Origin of the sequence: Acinetobacter zhairuonensis (genome assembly GCF_022601715.1) — a bacterium.
Taxonomy (GTDB): domain Bacteria; phylum Pseudomonadota; class Gammaproteobacteria; order Pseudomonadales; family Moraxellaceae; genus Acinetobacter.
This window is the reverse complement of record NZ_JAKVIM010000005.1, coordinates 163519-182095: the sequence shown is the minus strand read 5'-3', so window position 1 is coordinate 182095 and position 18577 is coordinate 163519. Positions and strand designations below refer to the sequence as shown.

General features: G+C 42.4%; 16 protein-coding genes and 1 riboswitch. Of the genes, 7 read left to right on the top strand and 9 right to left on the bottom strand.

Annotated features, from left to right (window positions below; all coding sequences use genetic code 11):
* Position 1: 1 nt before the first annotated feature.
* From MKI85_RS06035 to trpA, 4 genes are read right to left on the bottom strand one after another with little or no spacing between them, the layout of a single operon-like run.
* Complete coding sequence (locus MKI85_RS06035; protein ID WP_241625964.1) at positions 2–1030, bottom strand: SPOR domain-containing protein; 1029 nt, start codon at positions 1028–1030, stop codon at positions 2–4.
* Complete coding sequence (gene folC / locus MKI85_RS06030; RefSeq protein ID WP_241625961.1) at positions 1021–2307, bottom strand: bifunctional tetrahydrofolate synthase/dihydrofolate synthase; 1287 nt, start codon at positions 2305–2307, stop codon at positions 1021–1023. The genes MKI85_RS06035 and folC overlap by 10 nt, the downstream gene beginning before the upstream one ends.
* A complete protein-coding gene (accD, locus tag MKI85_RS06025; protein ID WP_241625960.1) occupies positions 2304–3200 on the bottom strand; it encodes an acetyl-CoA carboxylase, carboxyltransferase subunit beta in 897 nt (298 codons plus the stop codon). Before accD ends, folC begins: the two co-directional genes overlap by 4 nt.
* Complete coding sequence (gene trpA / locus MKI85_RS06020) at positions 3197–4000, bottom strand: tryptophan synthase subunit alpha (RefSeq protein ID WP_241625958.1); 804 nt, start codon at positions 3998–4000, stop codon at positions 3197–3199. The genes accD and trpA overlap by 4 nt, the downstream gene beginning before the upstream one ends.
* Before the next feature lie 361 nt (positions 4001–4361).
* On the opposite strand from trpA, the gene MKI85_RS06015 reads away from it, so the two are divergent.
* The gene (locus MKI85_RS06015; RefSeq protein WP_241625956.1) at positions 4362–5699 is read left to right on the top strand and encodes a Na+/H+ antiporter NhaC family protein; all 1338 of its coding nucleotides are present in this window, start codon (positions 4362–4364) and stop codon (positions 5697–5699) included.
* A gap of 59 nt (positions 5700–5758) precedes the next feature.
* On the opposite strand, the gene MKI85_RS06010 is transcribed toward MKI85_RS06015, so the two are convergent.
* The gene (locus MKI85_RS06010; RefSeq protein ID WP_241625954.1) at positions 5759–6793 is read right to left on the bottom strand and encodes an AraC family transcriptional regulator; all 1035 of its coding nucleotides are present in this window, start codon (positions 6791–6793) and stop codon (positions 5759–5761) included.
* A gap of 136 nt (positions 6794–6929) precedes the next feature.
* Between MKI85_RS06010 and MKI85_RS06005 the strand changes: the two genes are divergently transcribed.
* Positions 6930–7814 carry a metal-dependent hydrolase gene (locus MKI85_RS06005; protein ID WP_241625952.1) on the top strand — a complete coding sequence of 295 codons (885 nt, stop codon included), beginning with the start codon at positions 6930–6932 and terminating at the stop codon, positions 7812–7814.
* A gap of 66 nt (positions 7815–7880) precedes the next feature.
* Here the strand turns inward: MKI85_RS06005 and MKI85_RS06000 are convergent, their stop codons facing one another.
* From MKI85_RS06000 to MKI85_RS05985, 4 genes are all read right to left on the bottom strand, one after another.
* On the bottom strand, positions 7881–8873 hold the full coding sequence (locus tag MKI85_RS06000; protein ID WP_241625950.1) for a DUF2804 domain-containing protein: 993 nt from the start codon (positions 8871–8873) through the stop codon (positions 7881–7883).
* Positions 8874–9041: 168 nt separating this feature from the next.
* A complete protein-coding gene (locus tag MKI85_RS05995; protein WP_413351715.1) occupies positions 9042–9536 on the bottom strand; it encodes a DUF1543 domain-containing protein in 495 nt (164 codons plus the stop codon).
* A gap of 266 nt (positions 9537–9802) precedes the next feature.
* Positions 9803–11032: a tryptophan synthase subunit beta gene (gene trpB, locus MKI85_RS05990; protein WP_241625947.1), complete on the bottom strand. Its 1230-nt coding sequence runs from the start codon at positions 11030–11032 to the stop codon at positions 9803–9805.
* On the bottom strand, positions 11016–11657 hold the full coding sequence (locus MKI85_RS05985) for a phosphoribosylanthranilate isomerase (protein ID WP_241625945.1): 642 nt from the start codon (positions 11655–11657) through the stop codon (positions 11016–11018). The genes trpB and MKI85_RS05985 overlap by 17 nt, the downstream gene beginning before the upstream one ends.
* Positions 11658–11801: 144 nt before the next feature.
* Positions 11802–12006: riboswitch (cobalamin riboswitch) on the top strand.
* A 35-nt stretch (positions 12007–12041) separates the two neighbouring features.
* Here MKI85_RS05985 and MKI85_RS05980 point away from each other — a divergent pair.
* From MKI85_RS05980 to MKI85_RS05960, 5 genes are all read left to right on the top strand, one after another.
* On the top strand, positions 12042–13901 hold the full coding sequence (locus MKI85_RS05980; protein ID WP_241625944.1) for a TonB-dependent receptor plug domain-containing protein: 1860 nt from the start codon (positions 12042–12044) through the stop codon (positions 13899–13901).
* Positions 13902–13996: 95 nt separating this feature from the next.
* Positions 13997–14575, top strand: coding sequence for a cob(I)yrinic acid a,c-diamide adenosyltransferase (locus MKI85_RS05975; protein WP_241625942.1), 579 nt, complete (start codon positions 13997–13999; stop codon positions 14573–14575).
* A 210-nt stretch (positions 14576–14785) separates the two neighbouring features.
* Positions 14786–15505, top strand: coding sequence for a glycerophosphodiester phosphodiesterase (locus tag MKI85_RS05970; protein ID WP_241625941.1), 720 nt, complete (start codon positions 14786–14788; stop codon positions 15503–15505).
* A 292-nt stretch (positions 15506–15797) separates the two neighbouring features.
* Complete coding sequence (locus MKI85_RS05965; protein ID WP_241625939.1) at positions 15798–16964, top strand: acyl-CoA desaturase; 1167 nt, start codon at positions 15798–15800, stop codon at positions 16962–16964.
* A gap of 108 nt (positions 16965–17072) precedes the next feature.
* Positions 17073–18518, top strand: a complete 1446-nt coding sequence (locus MKI85_RS05960; protein ID WP_241625937.1) for a protein adenylyltransferase SelO — start codon at positions 17073–17075, stop codon at positions 18516–18518.
* The last annotated feature ends 59 nt before the right edge of the window (positions 18519–18577 follow it).

Here is an 18577-nt window from a genome sequence, read left to right as displayed (position 1 = left end):
ATTAACGACGGTCTAAAGGTACCCAGTCAATCACCCATGCAGACTTCATCCCCAAGCTAGCATCAGTGGTAATCTTCTTACGTGTCACATCTGCCAAATCACGGCTTTTTGCAGGTCCGACCATAATACGAATACCTTTAGAGGTCGGGCTTTGTACAACTTTATAGCCTTTCGCCTTCAATTTAGAAATCAACGCATCAGCATTGGCGGCATTGGCAGCCAGTGCCACTTGTACCATCCACTGCTTATCGCCATTTTCAAGTAAGTCTCGTGCGTTATCCGCTTCAGCTTTCTTTTTAGCATCTTCTTTACGCTTGGCTTCCGCTTCACGCAGTTTCTTTTCTTCAGCCGCCTTGGCAGCAGCTTGACGTTCTTGATCCGCTTTACGCTGTGCTTCAAGTTTACGTTGCGCTTCCACTTCACGCTGTTTTTTCTCTTCAGCAGCTTTGGCTTGCGCTTTACGCTCATCCTCAGCTTTACGTTGAGCTTCTGCCTTACGGCGCTCTTCACTCAATTTTTTATCAGCTTCAGCCTGTTGTTGAACCTTCTGCTGATCTAACTTCTTTTGTGCAGCAAGCTTTTCCTCCGCCAAACGCTTTTGTTTGGCTTTCTCATCTTCAACCAATTCTGGCGGAATATTGTCGGAACTTTGTTGCGCACCTGCACGTGCTGCATTTAAGGCTGCATATTCTTCAGCAGCTTTACGTGCTGCATCGGCTTCTGCCTGCTGTTGTTGTGCTAAAAACTCGGCTGCACGTGCTTCTTGTTCCGCAACCGCTTTTTCACGGGCACGACGTTGCTCTTCCAGTAAACGCTTTTCAGTTTCCACATCTACGGTTAGACCTTGGAGTTGCACCATGCCAGTATCAGGTTTTGCATTTTGTTGCTGAACTTGTTCAACCAGTTCGGTCTGTTTAATATTATTTTGATGTATTTCTTCTTTACCTTTCAGAAGTAAGGCTGCCAATAAAACGCCACCACCCAGTAAAACAACGCCACCCATCCAGCGTTGTCTGTTATTCATTGACATTCTTCCAAATACTCCCAGACCGCTTCCAAGGTATGGAATGATCCACATACCAAAATCAGCTGATTATTTTTAGATTCATCAAGAGCTGATTGAAAAGCTAATTGAACATTAGTGAAATGTTGTACTGCCTGATGTTGTAATGCTTCATCGAGCTGCGCCATTTCTGCCGCACGCGGCACGCTTAATGGTGCAATTTTCCACATTAAAACATTATTTTTCAATGACTCAACCACAGATTTAATATCTTTATCGGCCAACATTGAAAACACAGCGACAACTTCTGTGTAATGTTTATTGTATTTTAAGAAATTACGCAATTGCTTTAACAAAAACTCAACGCCATGCGGATTGTGCCCCGCATCAAAAATCACAGTTTTATCGGCAATTTTACGTACTTCAAAACGACCTTGTAGCTCTGCTTGCTGGATGCCTTGCGCAATCGCCTCTTGTCTAATTTCGAGACCACTGACCAATACGGCTGCAACAGCAGTCGAAATATTTTCCAGCGCTAAACGCCCCAAAGGTAGTGTTAGGGTTGTTCCTGAAGAAGCGAACATCCAGTGCTGCCCATCTTCACTCAGTTGATAAAAATAGTCTCGTTCAGCAGCAAATAGAGGTGCATTGCATTCTTGTGCTTTTTTCACAATCGCTTCTGGCAAGCTTTGTAAGCCACCAAAAATCACTGGGATATTGGGACGAATAATGCCTGCTTTTTCATAGGCAATTTTCTCAATCGTATCGCCTAACCAATCTGTATGGTCTAAACCAATATTGGTGATGACTGCGACATCAGGATCAATCACATTGACCACATCCAGACGACCACCTAAACCGACTTCAAGCACCCAAACATCACAGGCTTGCTGTTTAAAAATCAAAAAAGCGGCCAAAGTAGTCGCTTCAAAGAAAGATAAACTTAAACCACATGCACGACGTGCTTGATCCACCTGCACAAAAGCATCAATTAAACTTTGGTCATCAACTTCCTGACCCGCCAGTTTAACCCGCTCATTAAAACGATAAATATGCGGTGACTGATACAGTCCAACCTTATAGCCTTGCGCATTCAAAATAGCCGCCAAAGTAGTCGTGGTCGAACCTTTGCCATTGGTGCCTGCAACCGTAATCACTTTCGCTTCTGGTTGCGTCACACCAAGCATTTCAGCCACGGGAATGACACGCTCTAAGCCTAAATCAATCCCCGTGACGTGAACATGGCCCCAATACGAGAGCCATGTGTCTAAATCATCTTGTGCAAGTGGTGCTGTATCGTTCAAGGTAAATTCATCAATTTAGTCACAATACGATATACAGTATCACGTAATGCATGACGATGAACGATTTGATCGACTACGCCATGATCAAGCAGATATTCGGCACGTTGGAACGGTTCTTCCAATTTTTCACGTACAGTTTGTTCAATCACACGTTTACCCGCAAAACCAATCATGGCCTTCGGTTCTGCAATATGCACATCACCCAACATTGCCAATGATGCCGTTACACCACCGTAAACAGGATGCGTTAATACTACGATGTATGGTAAGCCTGCTTCTTTTACGCGTTGAATCGCGGCTGAAGTACGTGCCATTTGCATGAGAGACAACATGCCTTCTTGCATACGCGCACCGCCAGAAGCAGCAAAACAGATAAACGGTTGTTTTTTCTCAATCGCACTTTCTGCAGCTTGAACAAAACGATCACCCACTACGGTACCCATTGATCCGCCCATAAAGTCGAATTCAAAAGCACACGCAGTCATTGCAACGTCTTTCACCAAACCTTGCATCACGATCAAAGCTTCAGTTTCACCCGTTTTCTTTTGTGCTTCAGCCATACGCTCAGGATAAGGCTTGCTATCCACAAATTTTAGCGGGTCTTTAGCCACAAATTCTTGACCCAATTCAGTTTTCACTTGATCAAAGAACCAAGTTAAACGGTCACGGGCTTTCATGCGTAAATGTTCATCACACGACGGACAAACAAAAGCATTAAAGGTCATTGCAGTGCGTGTGACTAATGCATGACACTCAGGGCACTCAGCCGTAGGTTCAGTAAATGTTGCTTTGAGTGCTTGTTGCTCATCTGGAACTTCAATGCCTGGAACGCCACGTTCAGTCCACGGTGTCGATGGGCTAAGAATTTTCCCTGATTTCACTTCTTGATTCATACTAACTCATCGAGCGCTGCTCGAAGCTCCTTGACTTTATTAACCGTTTCAACAACGGCTTGTTCTGGTGCCAAGCTTGCAAATTGCTTTACAAATGCACTGCCGACAATCACAGCATCCGCTACACCACCCATCGCTTTCGCGGAAGCAGCATCGCTAATACCAAAACCGACACCAACAGGGATATCCGTCTCTGCTTTAATTTTTTGGATACGTGCCGCAGCTTCAGACGTATCTAAGGTCGCTGCACCTGTTACCCCTTTCAAAGACACATAATAGATGAATCCGCTCGCTTGCTTCACCACGTGACGAATACGATCGTCCGTAGAGGTTGGAGCAAGTAAGAAAATTTGATCCATTTCGTACTTCTTCAGGACATCATCCAGAGCTTGTGCTTCTTCTGGCGGTAAATCGACCAGCAAGATGCCATCCACACCACATTCATGTGCATAGGCTACAAATTTTTCATAGCCAATCACTTCAACAGGATTTAAATATCCCATTAATACCACTGGTGTTTCCTGATCTTTTTGACGGAACTCTTTCACCATATTCAACGCATCTAGGGTATTGGTTCCACCCGCCAAAGCACGCTCTGCGGCTAAAGCGATGACAGGGCCATCCGCCATAGGGTCTGAAAATGGTAGTCCAAGCTCAATAACATCTACGCCCGCCTCAACCATCTGATGTAACAAGGGTACTGTTACTTGTGGATGAGGATCTCCAGCCATCACATAGGAAACCAGCGCTTTACGCTGTTGAGATTTAAGTTGTCCAAAACGAGTGGCTAAACGTGACATAGGGTTGTACATTCCTTGAATTATTTAAAACTGAGGAGTTGGTTTTGTAGAAATACAAGACAACGCATTGTAACGCTATTTTTTACACATTGAATAGAGTTCATGCACTTCCTTTGAATTTCATACGACATCACATGATTCAGAACAACCCGAAAGCTACATTTACTAATATTTGACGAGTTTTCTCAATGATCAAAGATGCCTAATTTTGGCTTTTATGCAGACACGTTTCATGCAAAAAAATCCAGTACCGCCCTGCTTAACGGGTGTGTTGCTTCGATCGGGTTTTACATTTTAAATTTTAAGAAATTGCAAAAGCTACATTATACTATGCCCACTTATTCGCTGTTTTCTTAACTTTATGACCTCCGACCCACAGGGCAAAGTGCAAGCCCGAGCGCTTGCGCTACTCCCCCTTATTGTTTTTTTGGCTATCTTTCTGGGTAGCGGAATTTATCACTCCCTGATTGGCACCGAGTTTGCCTTTTATCAAATTAAGGCACCTGTGGCTGCCCTGCCTGCGGTCATCCTTGCTGTACTGATCTTTAAAGGTCACCTCAACCAAGCAATTGAGACTTTTCTGAAAGGTGCAAGCCATCCCAATCTCATCTTAATGTTTATGGTGTTTATGTTGGCAGGGGCATTTGCCAGTACCAGCAGTGCTATTGGCAGTGTAGATGCGACAGTTCAACTCGGGCTATCACTGATTCCTCCAGCCTTTGTCTTACCAATGCTGTTTGTCATTTCTGCCTTTATTGCAACTGCCATGGGAACTTCAATGGGTACAATTGCAGCCTGTGCACCAATTGCATTTGGCTTTGCTCAAGTAACCGATATTGAAACCGTCATGGCAATTGGCGCAGTGGTTAGTGGTGCCATGTTTGGTGATAATCTCTCCATGATTTCGGACACCACCATTGCCGCAACCAGCAGTCAGAAAGTCCAGTTAAGAGATAAATTTCGGGTCAATATCTGGATTGCAGGACCTGCATCGATCATTACCATTATTGTCTATATTTTGATGAGTCAGGACTCACAAGCCATTCAATATCATGACTATGACTTGTGGCTGATTCTGCCTTATGTGACGGTATTTTGCTTGGCATTTAGTCGTCTGCATGTACTTGCCGTTTTAAGCATAGGCATTCTGATTTCTGGCGTGATTGGACTCCTTCAGCATGCAGACTTCACTTTACTCAAGCTGAATACCTCTATTTATGATGGTTTTGTCGGCATGTTTGAGGTGGCATTACTCTCCATGCTGCTCGGTGGCTTATCAGCCATCATGCAACGCGAAGGCGGCTTAGAGTGGCTGATTCAGCGGATTTATAGCCTGACCCGTCTGTTAAAAGTCGGACAACAGCGCGCAGGCGAAATTGGGGTGAGCTTCTTGGTGGTATTCTCCAACCTGTTTGTTGCCAATAATACCGTTGCGATTATTTTATCTGGCGATATGGCACGTGAAGTGGCACAAGAATACGGTTTAGATCCGAAACGTGTTGCCGCACTCATGGATATCTTCTCTTGTGTCGTGCAAGGGCTCATCCCTTATGGCGCTCAACTGTTATTGGCATGTTCTATTGCCAAACTCTCCCCTGTCGAATTGATTGGTCATATTTACTATTGTTGGGTCTTGGCGATTTTTGCCATTTTGGCTATCGCATTACGTTATCCACGATTGAATCACAAGCCATCTTAAAATCACGCACTTTTTATAGCGGCTTCATTAGCCGCTTTTTTTTATTTTGGATTCCAACGCTATTCTTTAAGTTTAAATTGCTGTCGACGTGCCAGTAAGGTCTGCCCCGTCGCAGCTTTATAGGCACGAGCCAAAGCAGATTGATCCGAATATCCCAATGCCAAGGCAATCTCGCTGAGACTAATTTTCTGTTGGAGTAAAATATTACAGCGCTTGATTCTTTCTAGCTCAATCACTTTTTTAAATGAGCTATCAAATTCACTCAATTGACGCTGTAAGGTTCTTACCGATACATGTAATTCCTGTGCCACCCACTCCAGCTTGGGCACCTCTTGATGAAACACCAGATACTCTGCTACCAACATATGCAAGTACGTCATTAAGGTGACATGTTCCGACTTGGCTGCAATCTCTTCTTCGGCATGTTTCAACAACAGATGATTAAGAGAAGGATCGGGTTGCCGTGACTTCAACAATAGACTTTCGCGGTTCAGTTCTAAAGCATAATGCGGTTGATGGAAATAAACCTGACAGCCATAAAAGCGCTGATAATGATACACCGCACATCGCGGTGCATGAGCAAAATACAAACTCTTTAATGAAAACTGCTCGAATGAAAAAATTTTCCGAGCCAACTGAACCATGGCGGCCACAGTCATCTCATTAATCAAAACATGTCCATTATGAGAAAACCCCCAATGCAGATAAATCCCTTGATCATTTTGCGACAGATACATCGGTACACTTTCTCGCCCATCAATCACTAGACGGTTAAACCGCAGAACAAAATCTAAGGCTTCAGCAACACTGCTACTTTTCGATGCGATATACCCCAAAATTCCAAAATGTTCAGGCTGAACATGCTGCACCATATCGAAAATAAGATGTGGGCAGTTGAGTTGTTGTTCGGTTTGCTGTATTAAATCTATAAATAAAGCGTAGGATGATTGAGCATCAATCGGTTGTGCTAAAATATAACTAAGCTGTTGTTTTTGCAAAGCTGAGAATGGGAATGCAAAACCATCTATATCACGTGATTTAAGATAGCTATGCCATAAGTGAAAAAAGCCATTGGGGATTTGTAGGGTATACATGGCTCAACCTGTCTGTTTGACATTTTTTATTTTCGATATGGCGTAAAATGTATAAAAAATGGCAAGTACTGTCAAAACTTATCCGACAAACACCGACATACTTGCACTTATTAAAGGTTCTATTAGTCAAATCAAGATGAATACGATCGTCCGAAATCAGGTTCAACCCGTAGTTCGTACCGAGTTCGATTTTAAATTGGATCAGGTGCCGCGCTTCTGGATGAACAATGATCCGTTTTTAACCCGAGTCTTTGACGCGCTCAGCCTGACTTTTCCTGATGGTGAGCGTTACTTTATTCAATCGGTACGTTTATTCCGAGATAAAATCACGGATCCTGAATTAGAACAACGTGTTGCAGCCTTCATTCGCCAAGAAGCACAACATGGTATTGCACATGAAAAAATGAACCAAGTCATGCGTAGACAAGGCATGCCTGTAGATCAGTTTATTCAGCGTATTAACCGTGTATTTAAATTTGAACTTGAAGAGCGTTCACCGCAATATAATATTGCCATGACTGCAGCAGCAGAGCATTTGACGGCGCTCATGGCAGAAACCTTTTATGGCAAGAAAGAAACCCTAGAACATGCTCACCCCTATGTGCGCGCACTTTTGGCTTGGCATGCCATTGAGGAAATGGAGCACCGAGATGTCGCCTACGATGTAATGCAGCAAGTTGGTGAAGTTTCAGAACTCATGCGACGCTGGGCACTCATCCTGACCACACTCATGATGATTGGCTTTACCCTGTATCGCGCCAATGTGATGTTAATTCATGATGGATTTAGTCGCTGGCAACGCATAAAGATGATTTTTAAAGGTTTACCGTGGTTCTTTGGTCGAAAAGGCACCTTAACCAGCATCCGAAAACAGTATATGGATTGGTTTAAAAAAGACTTTCACCCGACGCAGCAACCGATTATTCATCAATATGATGTTTGGGTAAATACGCTTGCCGAGACCAATGATCCGATTCAAGCAGGAGAAGCTTTTTGGCAGGCAGCTCAACGTCAAAAATAAAAGTACAATACTTTGCATGATGTCTAAATTGGGAACATAACCTAGACATCATGCAGGGATATCTATTTACCATTTAGCATAGTGCTGCTCTAACAATCCATACTCATCAAGCAGCACAATTTCTTGATCATCCAACTGAATGGTGCCACTGATACGTGCCTGCCACTGGCTGAACTGGCTGCCAACTAATCTTAAATTCAGATTTTCATAACGGCGCCAACAGGTAGTGACGGTTAAATTCAAACGTTGATCTAAAGAACGAATGCTCCAATACTCATCTTCCAGATGTTCAAATAAAATATCACTCAATGGAAAAAGCTGACCATTTACCCACAAGCAGTTTTCATTGCCAAAGCTTTCATTGACACCAGAAGCTAAATTCAACCCGATGCGCTGATTATGCGCATCCCAAAAATTACAGGACAACCAGAACCACGCTGTTTCAGGACGAAGAAAGCCACAAGTATCATCTAAAGACGCAAAGGTTTTCTCGTGAAATTGCACCACTTCGCCCTGCTTATTCACAAAATAGCCTTCACAACCAAGGGTGGTCAGTTTTTGAGTATAGGTCCAGCCATTAATACCTGTAGGGCTACACATGCTGAGCGGCTGTGTTCCCGCACAAAAAATACGGGCATTGAGTTTAATTTCTCCGTATTTGGTGACACGGATATAGCGCACCCCATTGGCATGCTGCATTTCAATTTGAAAAGGCGATTTATGAAAAAAACTTTGGTTATATAAAGGCTGTTCATCCAGCAAGGTATTGCGTGCCAGAAAATTAATAGCATTCCATTCCTGCACTTCCTGCGTCAGATGATTATACAAATAGACAAAACCATGCCCTGCCCATGCAATATCAGCAATTGCAACGCCAATGGTGTAATGCTCATGCTGAATGGAACAGAATTTAAATTTTTTATACTTTAATCGCTTACGCCAACCATCCAACACTACACCATAAGGGGTTTTATATTGGTATTTTTGAACGTCAATATTTTGAGGCAATGTATCAAACCGACCATATTGTGGCTGACCATTCGACTGAATTAAATCCATTTATTCAATTCCATTTCAGATTTCGCTAGATCTGTTGTGATCAACAAAGTACGTAAAACCTAGAATTTCCCTCTATTTCCTAGGCAGCACCTGTCGATCATTTCTTATGCACGCCATGTTAGCATAAAAATTTAGCAGCATCGCATAGCCAACCCAAAATGTTAAATATTAATCATTTAATCGCAAATAAGTGTTTTGCCACTCATTCTCTTGATGCATGGTCAATGTCAAATGAATATAGCGATTTTCAACTTTCTCCAACGCAATACAATCATCCACTTCGAGCACACAGTCGGTATGCGGTTTTTGCCAGCCTTGATTAAAATACTGTTTACCACGTTGTTTGGCTTGTGTTGCATCACCAGCGACCACCAATAGATAACGGTGCAACTCGCCAAATTCTCGGACATCATAGCCCCCTAAATTAATCAAAAATAACTTGAGAGCATCAGCTTGTGGAGCAGTCGAATTAACATGCACTTGATAATACTGCCCTTCCGATTCGATGCTATTGATTTTCATCCAAGCATCAATATGTAATCCCTTTTGTTCGCCAAACCATGCTTGTCTTAATTGTGGAAATGTATCTTCTAAGCGATCACCGAATACCGCCATAACATCATGCACTTCAGTATTGGCACGTGAATGACGACCACCCAGCATGACCAGAAATAAATGGGACACGGCATAACTCCTAAATAAAAGACTCTAATTTTTCCCAGCTCAAAACTTCACTTTTTATATGAGATGGATTTTGTATTAATGGAATAAGATTGAATTAATTATGATGTTGAACTGAGGTCAAAGTATAAGACAAAGAAGTACTTTTATAGCTCTCATGCTATTTAATTTTACCCAATGATCAATAAACTCAGATTTCAGACATAAAAAAGCACGAGTCTAGCCCGTGCTTTTTTAAATGATTGAGCTTACATCTCGACCATTTCCACACCATCAATACGTGCAACTGTCATCAAGTCCTTATCACCACGACCTGAAACCGTCGCAATAATAATTTGATCTTTATCCATGGTCGGAGCCAACTTGGTGACATACGCCATTGCATGTGCGCTTTCAAGTGCAGGAATAATCCCTTCAATTTTGGTTAAATCACGGAAACCTTGTAATGCCTCTTGGTCATTGATTGGCACATAATTCACACGGTGCATATCTTTCAGGAAGCTATGCTCAGGACCTACGCCTGGATAATCCAGACCTGCAGAAATTGAATGGGTTTCAATAATCTGACCTTGTTCATCCGACATCAAATAAGTACGGTTACCATGTAAGACACCGACATGCCCCGCATTTAAAGGTGCAGAGTGCTTGCCCGTTTCAATGCCATAACCAGCGGCTTCTACACCGTACATTTTCACTTCAGCATCATTCAAGAATGGATAGAACAAGCCCATCGCATTTGAACCTCCACCGACACATGCCACTAGTGCATCAGGCAAACGCCCTGCTTGCTCTTGAATTTGACGGCGCGCTTCACGACCAATGATCGATTGGAAATCACGAACCAATTGCGGATATGGATGTGGTCCCGCCACTGTACCAATTACATAGTAAGTTGAGTCAACGTTAGTCACCCAGTCACGCATCGCTTCGTTCATGGCATCTTTCAGGGTTTTTGAACCGCTTTCTACAGGTACAACGGTTGCACCCAATAAACGCATACGGTACACGTTCATGGCTTGACGTTTCACGTCTTCAGCACCCATGAATACCACGCACTCAAGTCCTAAACGTGCCGCAATCGTCGCAGTTGCTACGCCATGCTGACCTGCACCTGTTTCGGCAATAATCCGCTTTTTACCTGAAAGCTTAGCCAGTAATGCCTGACCAATGGTGTTATTTACTTTATGCGAGCCGGTATGATTCAGGTCTTCACGTTTTAAATAAATTTGCGCACCACCCAACTCTTTCGACCATCGCTCAGCATAATATAAAGGACTAGGACGACCCACATAGTAGGCGAGATCACGGTCGAATTCTGCCAGAAATTGCTCATCGTTTTTCATACGGAAATAGAGCTTTTCTAAATCTTCTAATGCTGCCATTAGAGTTTCTGACACAAAACGTCCGCCATGGATACCGAAATGCCCCTTTGCATCAGGGTATTGGGTATAGTCAATCACATTATTTTGCTGATCCACGTTGGACTCCTTGCATAAATCGTTGTATGAGTTGTTGGTCTTTAATACCTTTTGCGGACTCTACACCGCCACTAACATCTACAGCAAAAGGCTGTGCTGTTTGTATTGCTTCTTCAATATTGTCAGGCTTTAGACCACCTGCCAAAATTAAAGGAATATCGAGTTGTGGAAACTGGGTCCAGTCAAAGCTGTGCCCCGTTCCACCTTTTAGTTCAGGATGCCAAGCATCCAATAATACTGCGCTTGCACCTGCGTCTTGATATTTTTTGATGCAGGCAATCACATCCAAATCAGGTTTAACCTGAATGGCTTTATACCAGCGGCGTGCCGTGTGCTGAGCAATTGCCTGACATTGTTCAGGCGTTTCATCCCCATGAAATTGCAGCATATCTAAAGGCACATGCTTTAATACCTCTGTAATATCATCAGCGGTCGCATTCACAAATAAGCCGACTACCTGTACATAAGCAGGAATGTGTTTTACCAAAACTTGGGCTTGCTCAATACTGACATGCCGTGGACTTGGAGGATAAAAAACCAATCCAATTGCATCTGCCCCTGACTGTACTACAGACTGAACATCTTCAACACGGGTAATTCCACAAATTTTGGCACGGGTTCTCATATAATTTCAGCTCTAACGTAGCCTAATTCATGGCCTGTCCATGAATATGAGGGCGAATCATTGTAATGCAATTTTTTTCTCTTGAGTAAAGTTCATCCCGAATATTCTATACATCGATTGTTTAATTCGCATACAAACCTTATACTGCGCGCAAATGCAATAAGTCATAGCGATATGCTTTAGGGAAGTTGGTGAGAATCCAACACTGCCCCCGCAACGGTAAAACGAAACGTATACCTTTATAAGTTTGCACTTACATCACTGCACTCGTGTGGGAAGATGGGTATACCAATATTGTTCGCAATATTTATATTTGAGTCCGGAGACCTGCTTATTGTGCCGTTTAACTCAATCATTCACGGGGGGTGAATGTATGGAGCAAACATGTCAAATTTATTTCAGCCTACTGCTTTAGTGGGCGCAATCGCGCTTGCGATGGGTTTCTCTACGTCTGTATTTGCACAAGACAGTACCAATGTTGTGAATGCGTCTTTAGATACATTAGTGGTTACGGCTACGCGTTCTGAAGAAAAAATTAAAGATGTACCTGCGCGTATTTCAATTATCGAGCCACACATTTTAGAGCAGTCTCCGATTGCTGAATTACCTCATTTGCTCATGAGCGATGCTTCTATCGATATGATGCAATATGGCGGTTACGGTCAAACTGCATCTATCTTTACGCGTGGAACAAATTCAACCCATACTCTTGTATTACGTGATGGTGTTCGCCTAAATACAGGCTCTGCAGGGTCTGCATCTCTGGCATTTATTGATACCACCGATATCAAACAAATTGAAGTGCTCAAAGGTCCTGCTTCTGTATTATACGGAACAGATGCAATTGGTGGCGTAGTCCAGTTAGTCTCTAAAACACCTGAAAAAACAGGGGCTTTCGTCACTGGTGAAGTGGGTGAGCACAATACCTATAAGTCTGTCATTGGTGCTGATTTGGCTGAGAATGGTATTTATGCACAAATTCGTGGACAACGATTAGAATCTGATGGTACACAAGTTACTGACTTCAAAGATGCCCAAGTCAATGCAGGTGCCTATGATCAGAAAGGCTTTAGTGCAAAATTCGGTGTAGAAAAACAACAATATGCTGCATCTGTTGATTATTCAGAGAACCAAGGTACATCAACTTACGTTGAAAGTGTAAATGATGCGAATTGGAATCTAATAGGTTTAAAAAATGTCTCTCAAGATTTTAAAAATGAAATCATTAATGTGAAAGGCCGTGTAAACCTAAACGATAACTTTGCACTTCATGCTCGCTTATCTCAATTCAAAGATGATCTTGAGCAAAATGATTCTCATGATGCAATCTACAATACAACAAAAGAAGCTGAACTTTACAGTAAATGGCAATTTAGCCCTACTCAGAATCTCTTAGCTGGGGTCGCAACGAAAAATGTCGCATCTGACGTTCTTTCAGGTAGTGGTTATTATGGCGTGGACTATGACAAAGAAGTTGATAGCACAGGTTATTTTGTTCAACACCAATATCAATCTGAAAAACTACACACCCAATTAGGTGTACGTGTAGAAGATCATGAGACATTTGGTACTCATACAGTAGGGCAAGCTGCCGCACGTTATCAGATTTTACCAGCAACTAGTATTTACACCAATATTGGTACTGCTTTCCGTGCCCCAACAAATAATGACTTATATGCATTAAGCTGGGGTGGAAACCCTGAATTAAAACCAGAAGAAAGTGTTTCATATGAAATTGGTCTCGACCAACAACTGACAAATTACTTAACAATGGGATTATCTGCATACCGTAATGAGGTTGATAACTTAATTACTTGGCAGAATGGTAAAAATTTCAATGTAAAGGAAGCAACTTTTACAGGTGGCGAGTTCAACCTTGATTGGGCAAAAGATGAGTTATTTACAAATCTTTCATATGCTTATGTACAGCCAAAAGACAAGGAAACTGATAAAGATCTGCCTCGTCGTTCACGCCAAAGTCTGACTTTGACGTCAGGACTACAAAATGAAGTGTATGGCATCAGTGCATCACTTTCAGCTAAATCTAAACCTAAAAATAGCACAATTTCTGGGTATGCTACTGTTGATGTAAATGCATTTTGGAATGTAAATCCTAACGTTAAGCTATTTACGAATATTCAAAATATTGGTGATGTTGAATACAAAACCACATCTTATAGCAGCGGATATTATTATGTGAATGGCGGACGTCTTGCCTCTGCTGGGGTAACTTTCCGTTATTAATTCTCAGCTTCAAAAAAATATATAAAACAGCGCAGTTTATGGATAATGTTTTGACCGGCATTATCCTTTTTTACATTTCAACCTAAGGAAAAGTTATGGGCCACCGTTTAAGTAAAATTTATACCCGTACAGGTGATTCAGGCACGACTGGTCTTGGCGATGGTTCACGTGTCGCTAAAGATGATTTACGCATTATTGCATTGGGCGATGTTGATGAACTGAATGCCTGTATCGGCATACTCCGCGCGCAAATCAGTCAAAGTGATATTGCAGAACAATCCGCATGGGATAAAAGTCTAAGCCTGATTCAACACTGGCTGTTCGATTTGGGTGGCGAGGTGTGTATTCCCAACTATCACTTGGTACAACCCATCTCTGTTGAATACCTTGAACAAGACATTGATCGCATGAATGAAGCTTTACCCATGCTCAAAGACTTTATTCTGCCTTCAGGTACACTCGCATGCAGTTTTGCCCATCAAGCCCGCGCAGTTTGCCGTCGTGCTGAACGCAGCTTAATGTCAGTCCATCATCGTGATCAAAATATTCAGCCCAGCTCTTTACAGTTATTAAACCGACTCTCCGACTGGCTCTTTGTGGCTTCCAGAACCTTGCAACGTGCCGAAGGCGGTAGCGAAGTGCTTTGGCAAAAAAATATCAACGAGACTATTTAAAATTCATTTAGATAATCGAGGCTGAATCATTTCGATTGAGTCTCGGTGAATTATGCTGCTCTAAACTTTTCTCTCATTTTTCCACATTCTGCTATTTTTAAACAATTTTAAGATGAAATGATTAAAATCATAAAGGAACTCAAAGTTCCAATATTGTGAAAAATCACAAAACTCCGTAATCATTAACGCTGAAAACAAAGGCAGATCAACATGCAAATCATTGGTCATCGTGGCGCGCGTGGCGAAGCCCCTGAAAATACCTTAGCTGGATTTCAGTATATTCATGACCTAGGCATTCGTGCGGTCGAATTTGATGTCCGCCAACTCAAGGATGACACCTTGGTGGTCATGCATGATGATAACTTTTTGCGTACGTCTTCAATTGACCAAGAACTTTATACCTGTACAGTTGATGACTTAACTCACTACAACCAAGCTGCGATCTGGATGGATTGGCAACCTCAAGTCACGCCAACCTTATCGCAAAGCCTTAAGGTACTACGTGAATTTTCGCATCTTGAAGTTGAAGTTAAAGCTGTAAATGATATGACCGCCGCAGAAAGACTGATTCAAAGCTTGCAACACGCTTTAACGGGATTTGAACACAATGCCGTCATCACCAGTTTTGATTTGAAAATTCATCAAGCCTTACAACAATCAGACTCACACTTTAAGCGAGGACTTTTGATTGAAGATGACATTCAAGAACTAGCCATCGAGCAGGCTTTAGCATTTGGCTGTTGCCGTATCGGTTGGATGAATCAATTGGCAACGGATACCTTGATTCAAGCCACGCAAGCAGCGGGATTAAAAGTGAGTGTCTGGACAGTAAATGATGTCGAACGCGCCAAACATCTACAAACCTGCGGCATCGACGGCTTAATTACCGACTTTCCAAAATTGATGCTTCAACAGCTTAATATGAACTAAGAATGTACTCTTATACGGAGCAAAGTTTTGACGAACTTGAAACGAAGATGCTAGTTGACCTAAAGTACGATAGAAATATATCGAGCAACCAATAAAAATAGCCGATTGATTACGATAAATTCAATCATGGCATAGTCTTATTCTGTTACTGTTTAGTACAATACAACTGTACAATAATGCTAGAGTACAAATGTTGCTCATGCTAATATGCCAGAATCTTAATCCTTACAGTTTGTAGTGGTTTAAGTTCTCAATTTTAACCTGTCCAAGGTTTCTAGGAGTGCTGTTGGAGATGAATCCTCCCCTACCTCAAGCCCCAATCAACTGGGTTGCAATTTTTGCCCTAGTTTTTTTACCTATTGTTGCGGTTATCGCACTTCCCCTGTATGCCATCAATCATGATTTTAGCGCAAGCGCGTGGGTCAGCATGATTGTGTTATTGGGTGTAAGCAGTTTAGGTATTACTGCGGGTTATCATCGCTTATGGGCACACCGTGCTTATGAGGCGACTTTACCTTTAAAAATCATTTTAATGATTATGGGTACTTTTGCGGTTCAGAACAGTATTTTATTCTGGTCTTCTGGCCACCGCACCCATCACCGCCATGTGGATGATGTAGAAAAAGACCCGTATTCAATTAATAAGGGCTTTTGGTTTGCCCACATCGGGTGGATGTTACGTGATTATCCAGCAGCAGAGCCAAATTATAAAAATGCGCCAGACTTGCTCAATGACAAGTTGGTCATGTTCCAACATAAATACTATGTCCCATTGGTAATCTTGGTGCATACCGGTATTTTATTACCGATTGGTTGGGCTGTAGGTGATATGTGGGGCGTGTTGTTATTGGGTGGATTAGTCCGTTTAATCCTCAGCCATCACGTGACGTTCTTCATTAACTCACTTTGCCATATGTGGGGTAAACGTCCGTATACAGATGAAAATACTGCACGTGACAACTTCTTGCTTGCTATTGCAACTTGGGGTGAGGGCTACCACAACTACCACCATATTTTCCAATACGATTACCGTAACGGCGTGAAATGGTGGCAATATGACCCAACCAAATGGTTGATTTGGTCATGCTCAAAGGTAGGCTTAGCCAAGAATCTACGTCGTATTCCAAGCTTTAACATTAAGAAAGCTGAACTTGCGATGAAGTTTAAATATGCCGAACAAGATCTAGAAGTTCATGGTCTCAATATGAGTGAAGATCTCAGCGCTGCCAAAGCACGCATTGCACAAGAGTATGATGCCTTCACACAAACCTTGAATGACTGGGCAAAACTGAAAGAACAGGAAATTCAAGCCAAGAAAGCGTCTGTAGCTGAAAAGATTAACCAAATGGACCATAAATTAAAAATGGACTTCCAGCTGGTGGAACAACGTTTAGGTCATCACCGTGAAACGTTGAAAATCTTGATGCGTAACATCAAAAAAAATGCGGTTTCTGAATAAGACTCTTATTCAGAAATACTCGAATAAAGCTTCCTTATGGAAGCTTTATTCATTTTTAGGACATGGTTTTGCTATAGTGGGCTGAGTTCAACCATCTGATCCAAGACCATGCTTTTCAATTCGCGCTACCCTAGCCTCAATCCGAAACTCTACCATCAGCAAATGCCACTACCACTTGTCGGCGCAAAAGCTGGGCATTTCAATCAAGCTTTGGCTGAGGAGTTACAATGGACTGCCGAAGAACAAGCGGCATGGGTAGAAATCTGTAGCGGGCAAAAAACCTTTGCTGAATTTACTCCGCTTGCCATGGTTTATGCAGGACATCAATTTGGGCAATGGGCAGGACAACTTGGTGATGGTCGCGGTTTACTGATTGCACAAATCTTGGATCAAAAACAACAAACCATTGATTTGCATTTAAAGGGTGCAGGTCAAACGCCTTATTCACGTATGGGCGATGGCCGCGCAGTACTACGTTCTGTGATTCGTGAATATTTAGCTGGTCATGCCTTAAATGCACTTGGCATTTCGTCCAGCAATGCCGTGGGTTTTACCTCTTCTACACAGGGCGTCCAACGTGAAAAATTAGAACTCGGTGCGATGCTCCTCAGGACATCCGACTGCCATATTCGTCTGGGACATTTTGAGTGGATTAATCAGTACCAACCAGACCTGTTGGCTGACTTTACGCAAAAATATATTGAATGGCACTATCCTGAATGTCTACACGCTGAACAACCTATCTTGGCTTTTGCAACTCAGGTTGTGCAACGCACTGCCATCATGATTGCCAAATGGCAATTGGTCGGTTTTGCACATGGTGTCATGAATACAGACAACCTGAATATTACAGGTTCGACCTTAGATTTTGGTCCTTACGGCTTTATGGAACGCTTCCGTCCCAACTGGATCAACAACCATTCTGACTATCAAGGACGTTATACCTACCAACAGCAACCGAGTATTGGGCATTGGAACTTGTGGATGTGGCTCAATAATTTAACCCCGTTATTGCCTGAAGGTTATGATAAAGAGCAATGGAAGGAAGATTTGGCCGCGTGTTTAAGTCATTATGAACCGACTTTCCTTGAACATTACCGCTTAGGCTTAAGTCAGAAAATGGGCTTACCTAATTTCCATAAAGACAGTTTTGATTGCGGCATGTTGTTTTTACGCATCTTACAATCTGAACAACTGGATTACACCCAAAGCTTTATTCGACTACAAAATAAAGAATATGAATTGCTCTTAGATGACTGCCTCGATCGACGTCAGTTCGAACAATTCTTGCAGCAATACCAATCGATTCGGGAACATCAAGACCAAGTTGAATTAGATCAAGCCATGCAAGATACCAATCCACGCTACATCTTACGTAATCATATGGCACAGCGTGCGATTGAGCTGGCTGAACGCAATGACTTTTCAGAAGTTGATCGACTGTTTAAATTACTCAGTCAGCCTTTTACTCAACAACCTGATCTGGAACGTACTGAAGACTTAGGTCCTTTACCGAGTGATGTACCTGAAGTGATGGTCAGTTGTTCATCATAAAATCTGTCGATTTACTCAGCGTGGTTATCCACATATTCTGTGGATAACGTTGTGGTTAT

What these genes read in the sequence shown, in the direction of transcription:
- MKI85_RS06035 (WP_241625964.1), bottom strand. Translation starts at nt 1,030, where the DNA reads ATGTCAATGAATAACAGACAACGCTGGATGGGTGGCGTTGTTTTACTG.
- accD (WP_241625960.1), bottom strand. Translation starts at nt 3,200, where the DNA reads ATGAATCAAGAAGTGAAATCAGGGAAAATTCTTAGCCCATCGACACCG.
- MKI85_RS05970 (WP_241625941.1), top strand. Translation starts at nt 14,786, where the DNA reads ATGCAAATCATTGGTCATCGTGGCGCGCGTGGCGAAGCCCCTGAAAAT.
- MKI85_RS05995 (WP_413351715.1), bottom strand. Translation starts at nt 9,536, where the DNA reads ATGCTGGGTGGTCGTCATTCACGTGCCAATACTGAAGTGCATGATGTT.
- MKI85_RS05975 (WP_241625942.1), top strand. Translation starts at nt 13,997, where the DNA reads ATGGGCCACCGTTTAAGTAAAATTTATACCCGTACAGGTGATTCAGGC.
- MKI85_RS05960 (WP_241625937.1), top strand. Translation starts at nt 17,073, where the DNA reads ATGCTTTTCAATTCGCGCTACCCTAGCCTCAATCCGAAACTCTACCAT.
- MKI85_RS06010 (WP_241625954.1), bottom strand. Translation starts at nt 6,793, where the DNA reads ATGTATACCCTACAAATCCCCAATGGCTTTTTTCACTTATGGCATAGC.
- MKI85_RS06005 (WP_241625952.1), top strand. Translation starts at nt 6,930, where the DNA reads ATGAATACGATCGTCCGAAATCAGGTTCAACCCGTAGTTCGTACCGAG.
- MKI85_RS05965 (WP_241625939.1), top strand. Translation starts at nt 15,798, where the DNA reads ATGAATCCTCCCCTACCTCAAGCCCCAATCAACTGGGTTGCAATTTTT.
- MKI85_RS06000 (WP_241625950.1), bottom strand. Translation starts at nt 8,873, where the DNA reads ATGGATTTAATTCAGTCGAATGGTCAGCCACAATATGGTCGGTTTGAT.
- MKI85_RS05985 (WP_241625945.1), bottom strand. Translation starts at nt 11,657, where the DNA reads ATGAGAACCCGTGCCAAAATTTGTGGAATTACCCGTGTTGAAGATGTT.
- MKI85_RS05980 (WP_241625944.1), top strand. Translation starts at nt 12,042, where the DNA reads ATGTCAAATTTATTTCAGCCTACTGCTTTAGTGGGCGCAATCGCGCTT.
- MKI85_RS06015 (WP_241625956.1), top strand. Translation starts at nt 4,362, where the DNA reads ATGACCTCCGACCCACAGGGCAAAGTGCAAGCCCGAGCGCTTGCGCTA.
- trpA (WP_241625958.1), bottom strand. Translation starts at nt 4,000, where the DNA reads ATGTCACGTTTAGCCACTCGTTTTGGACAACTTAAATCTCAACAGCGT.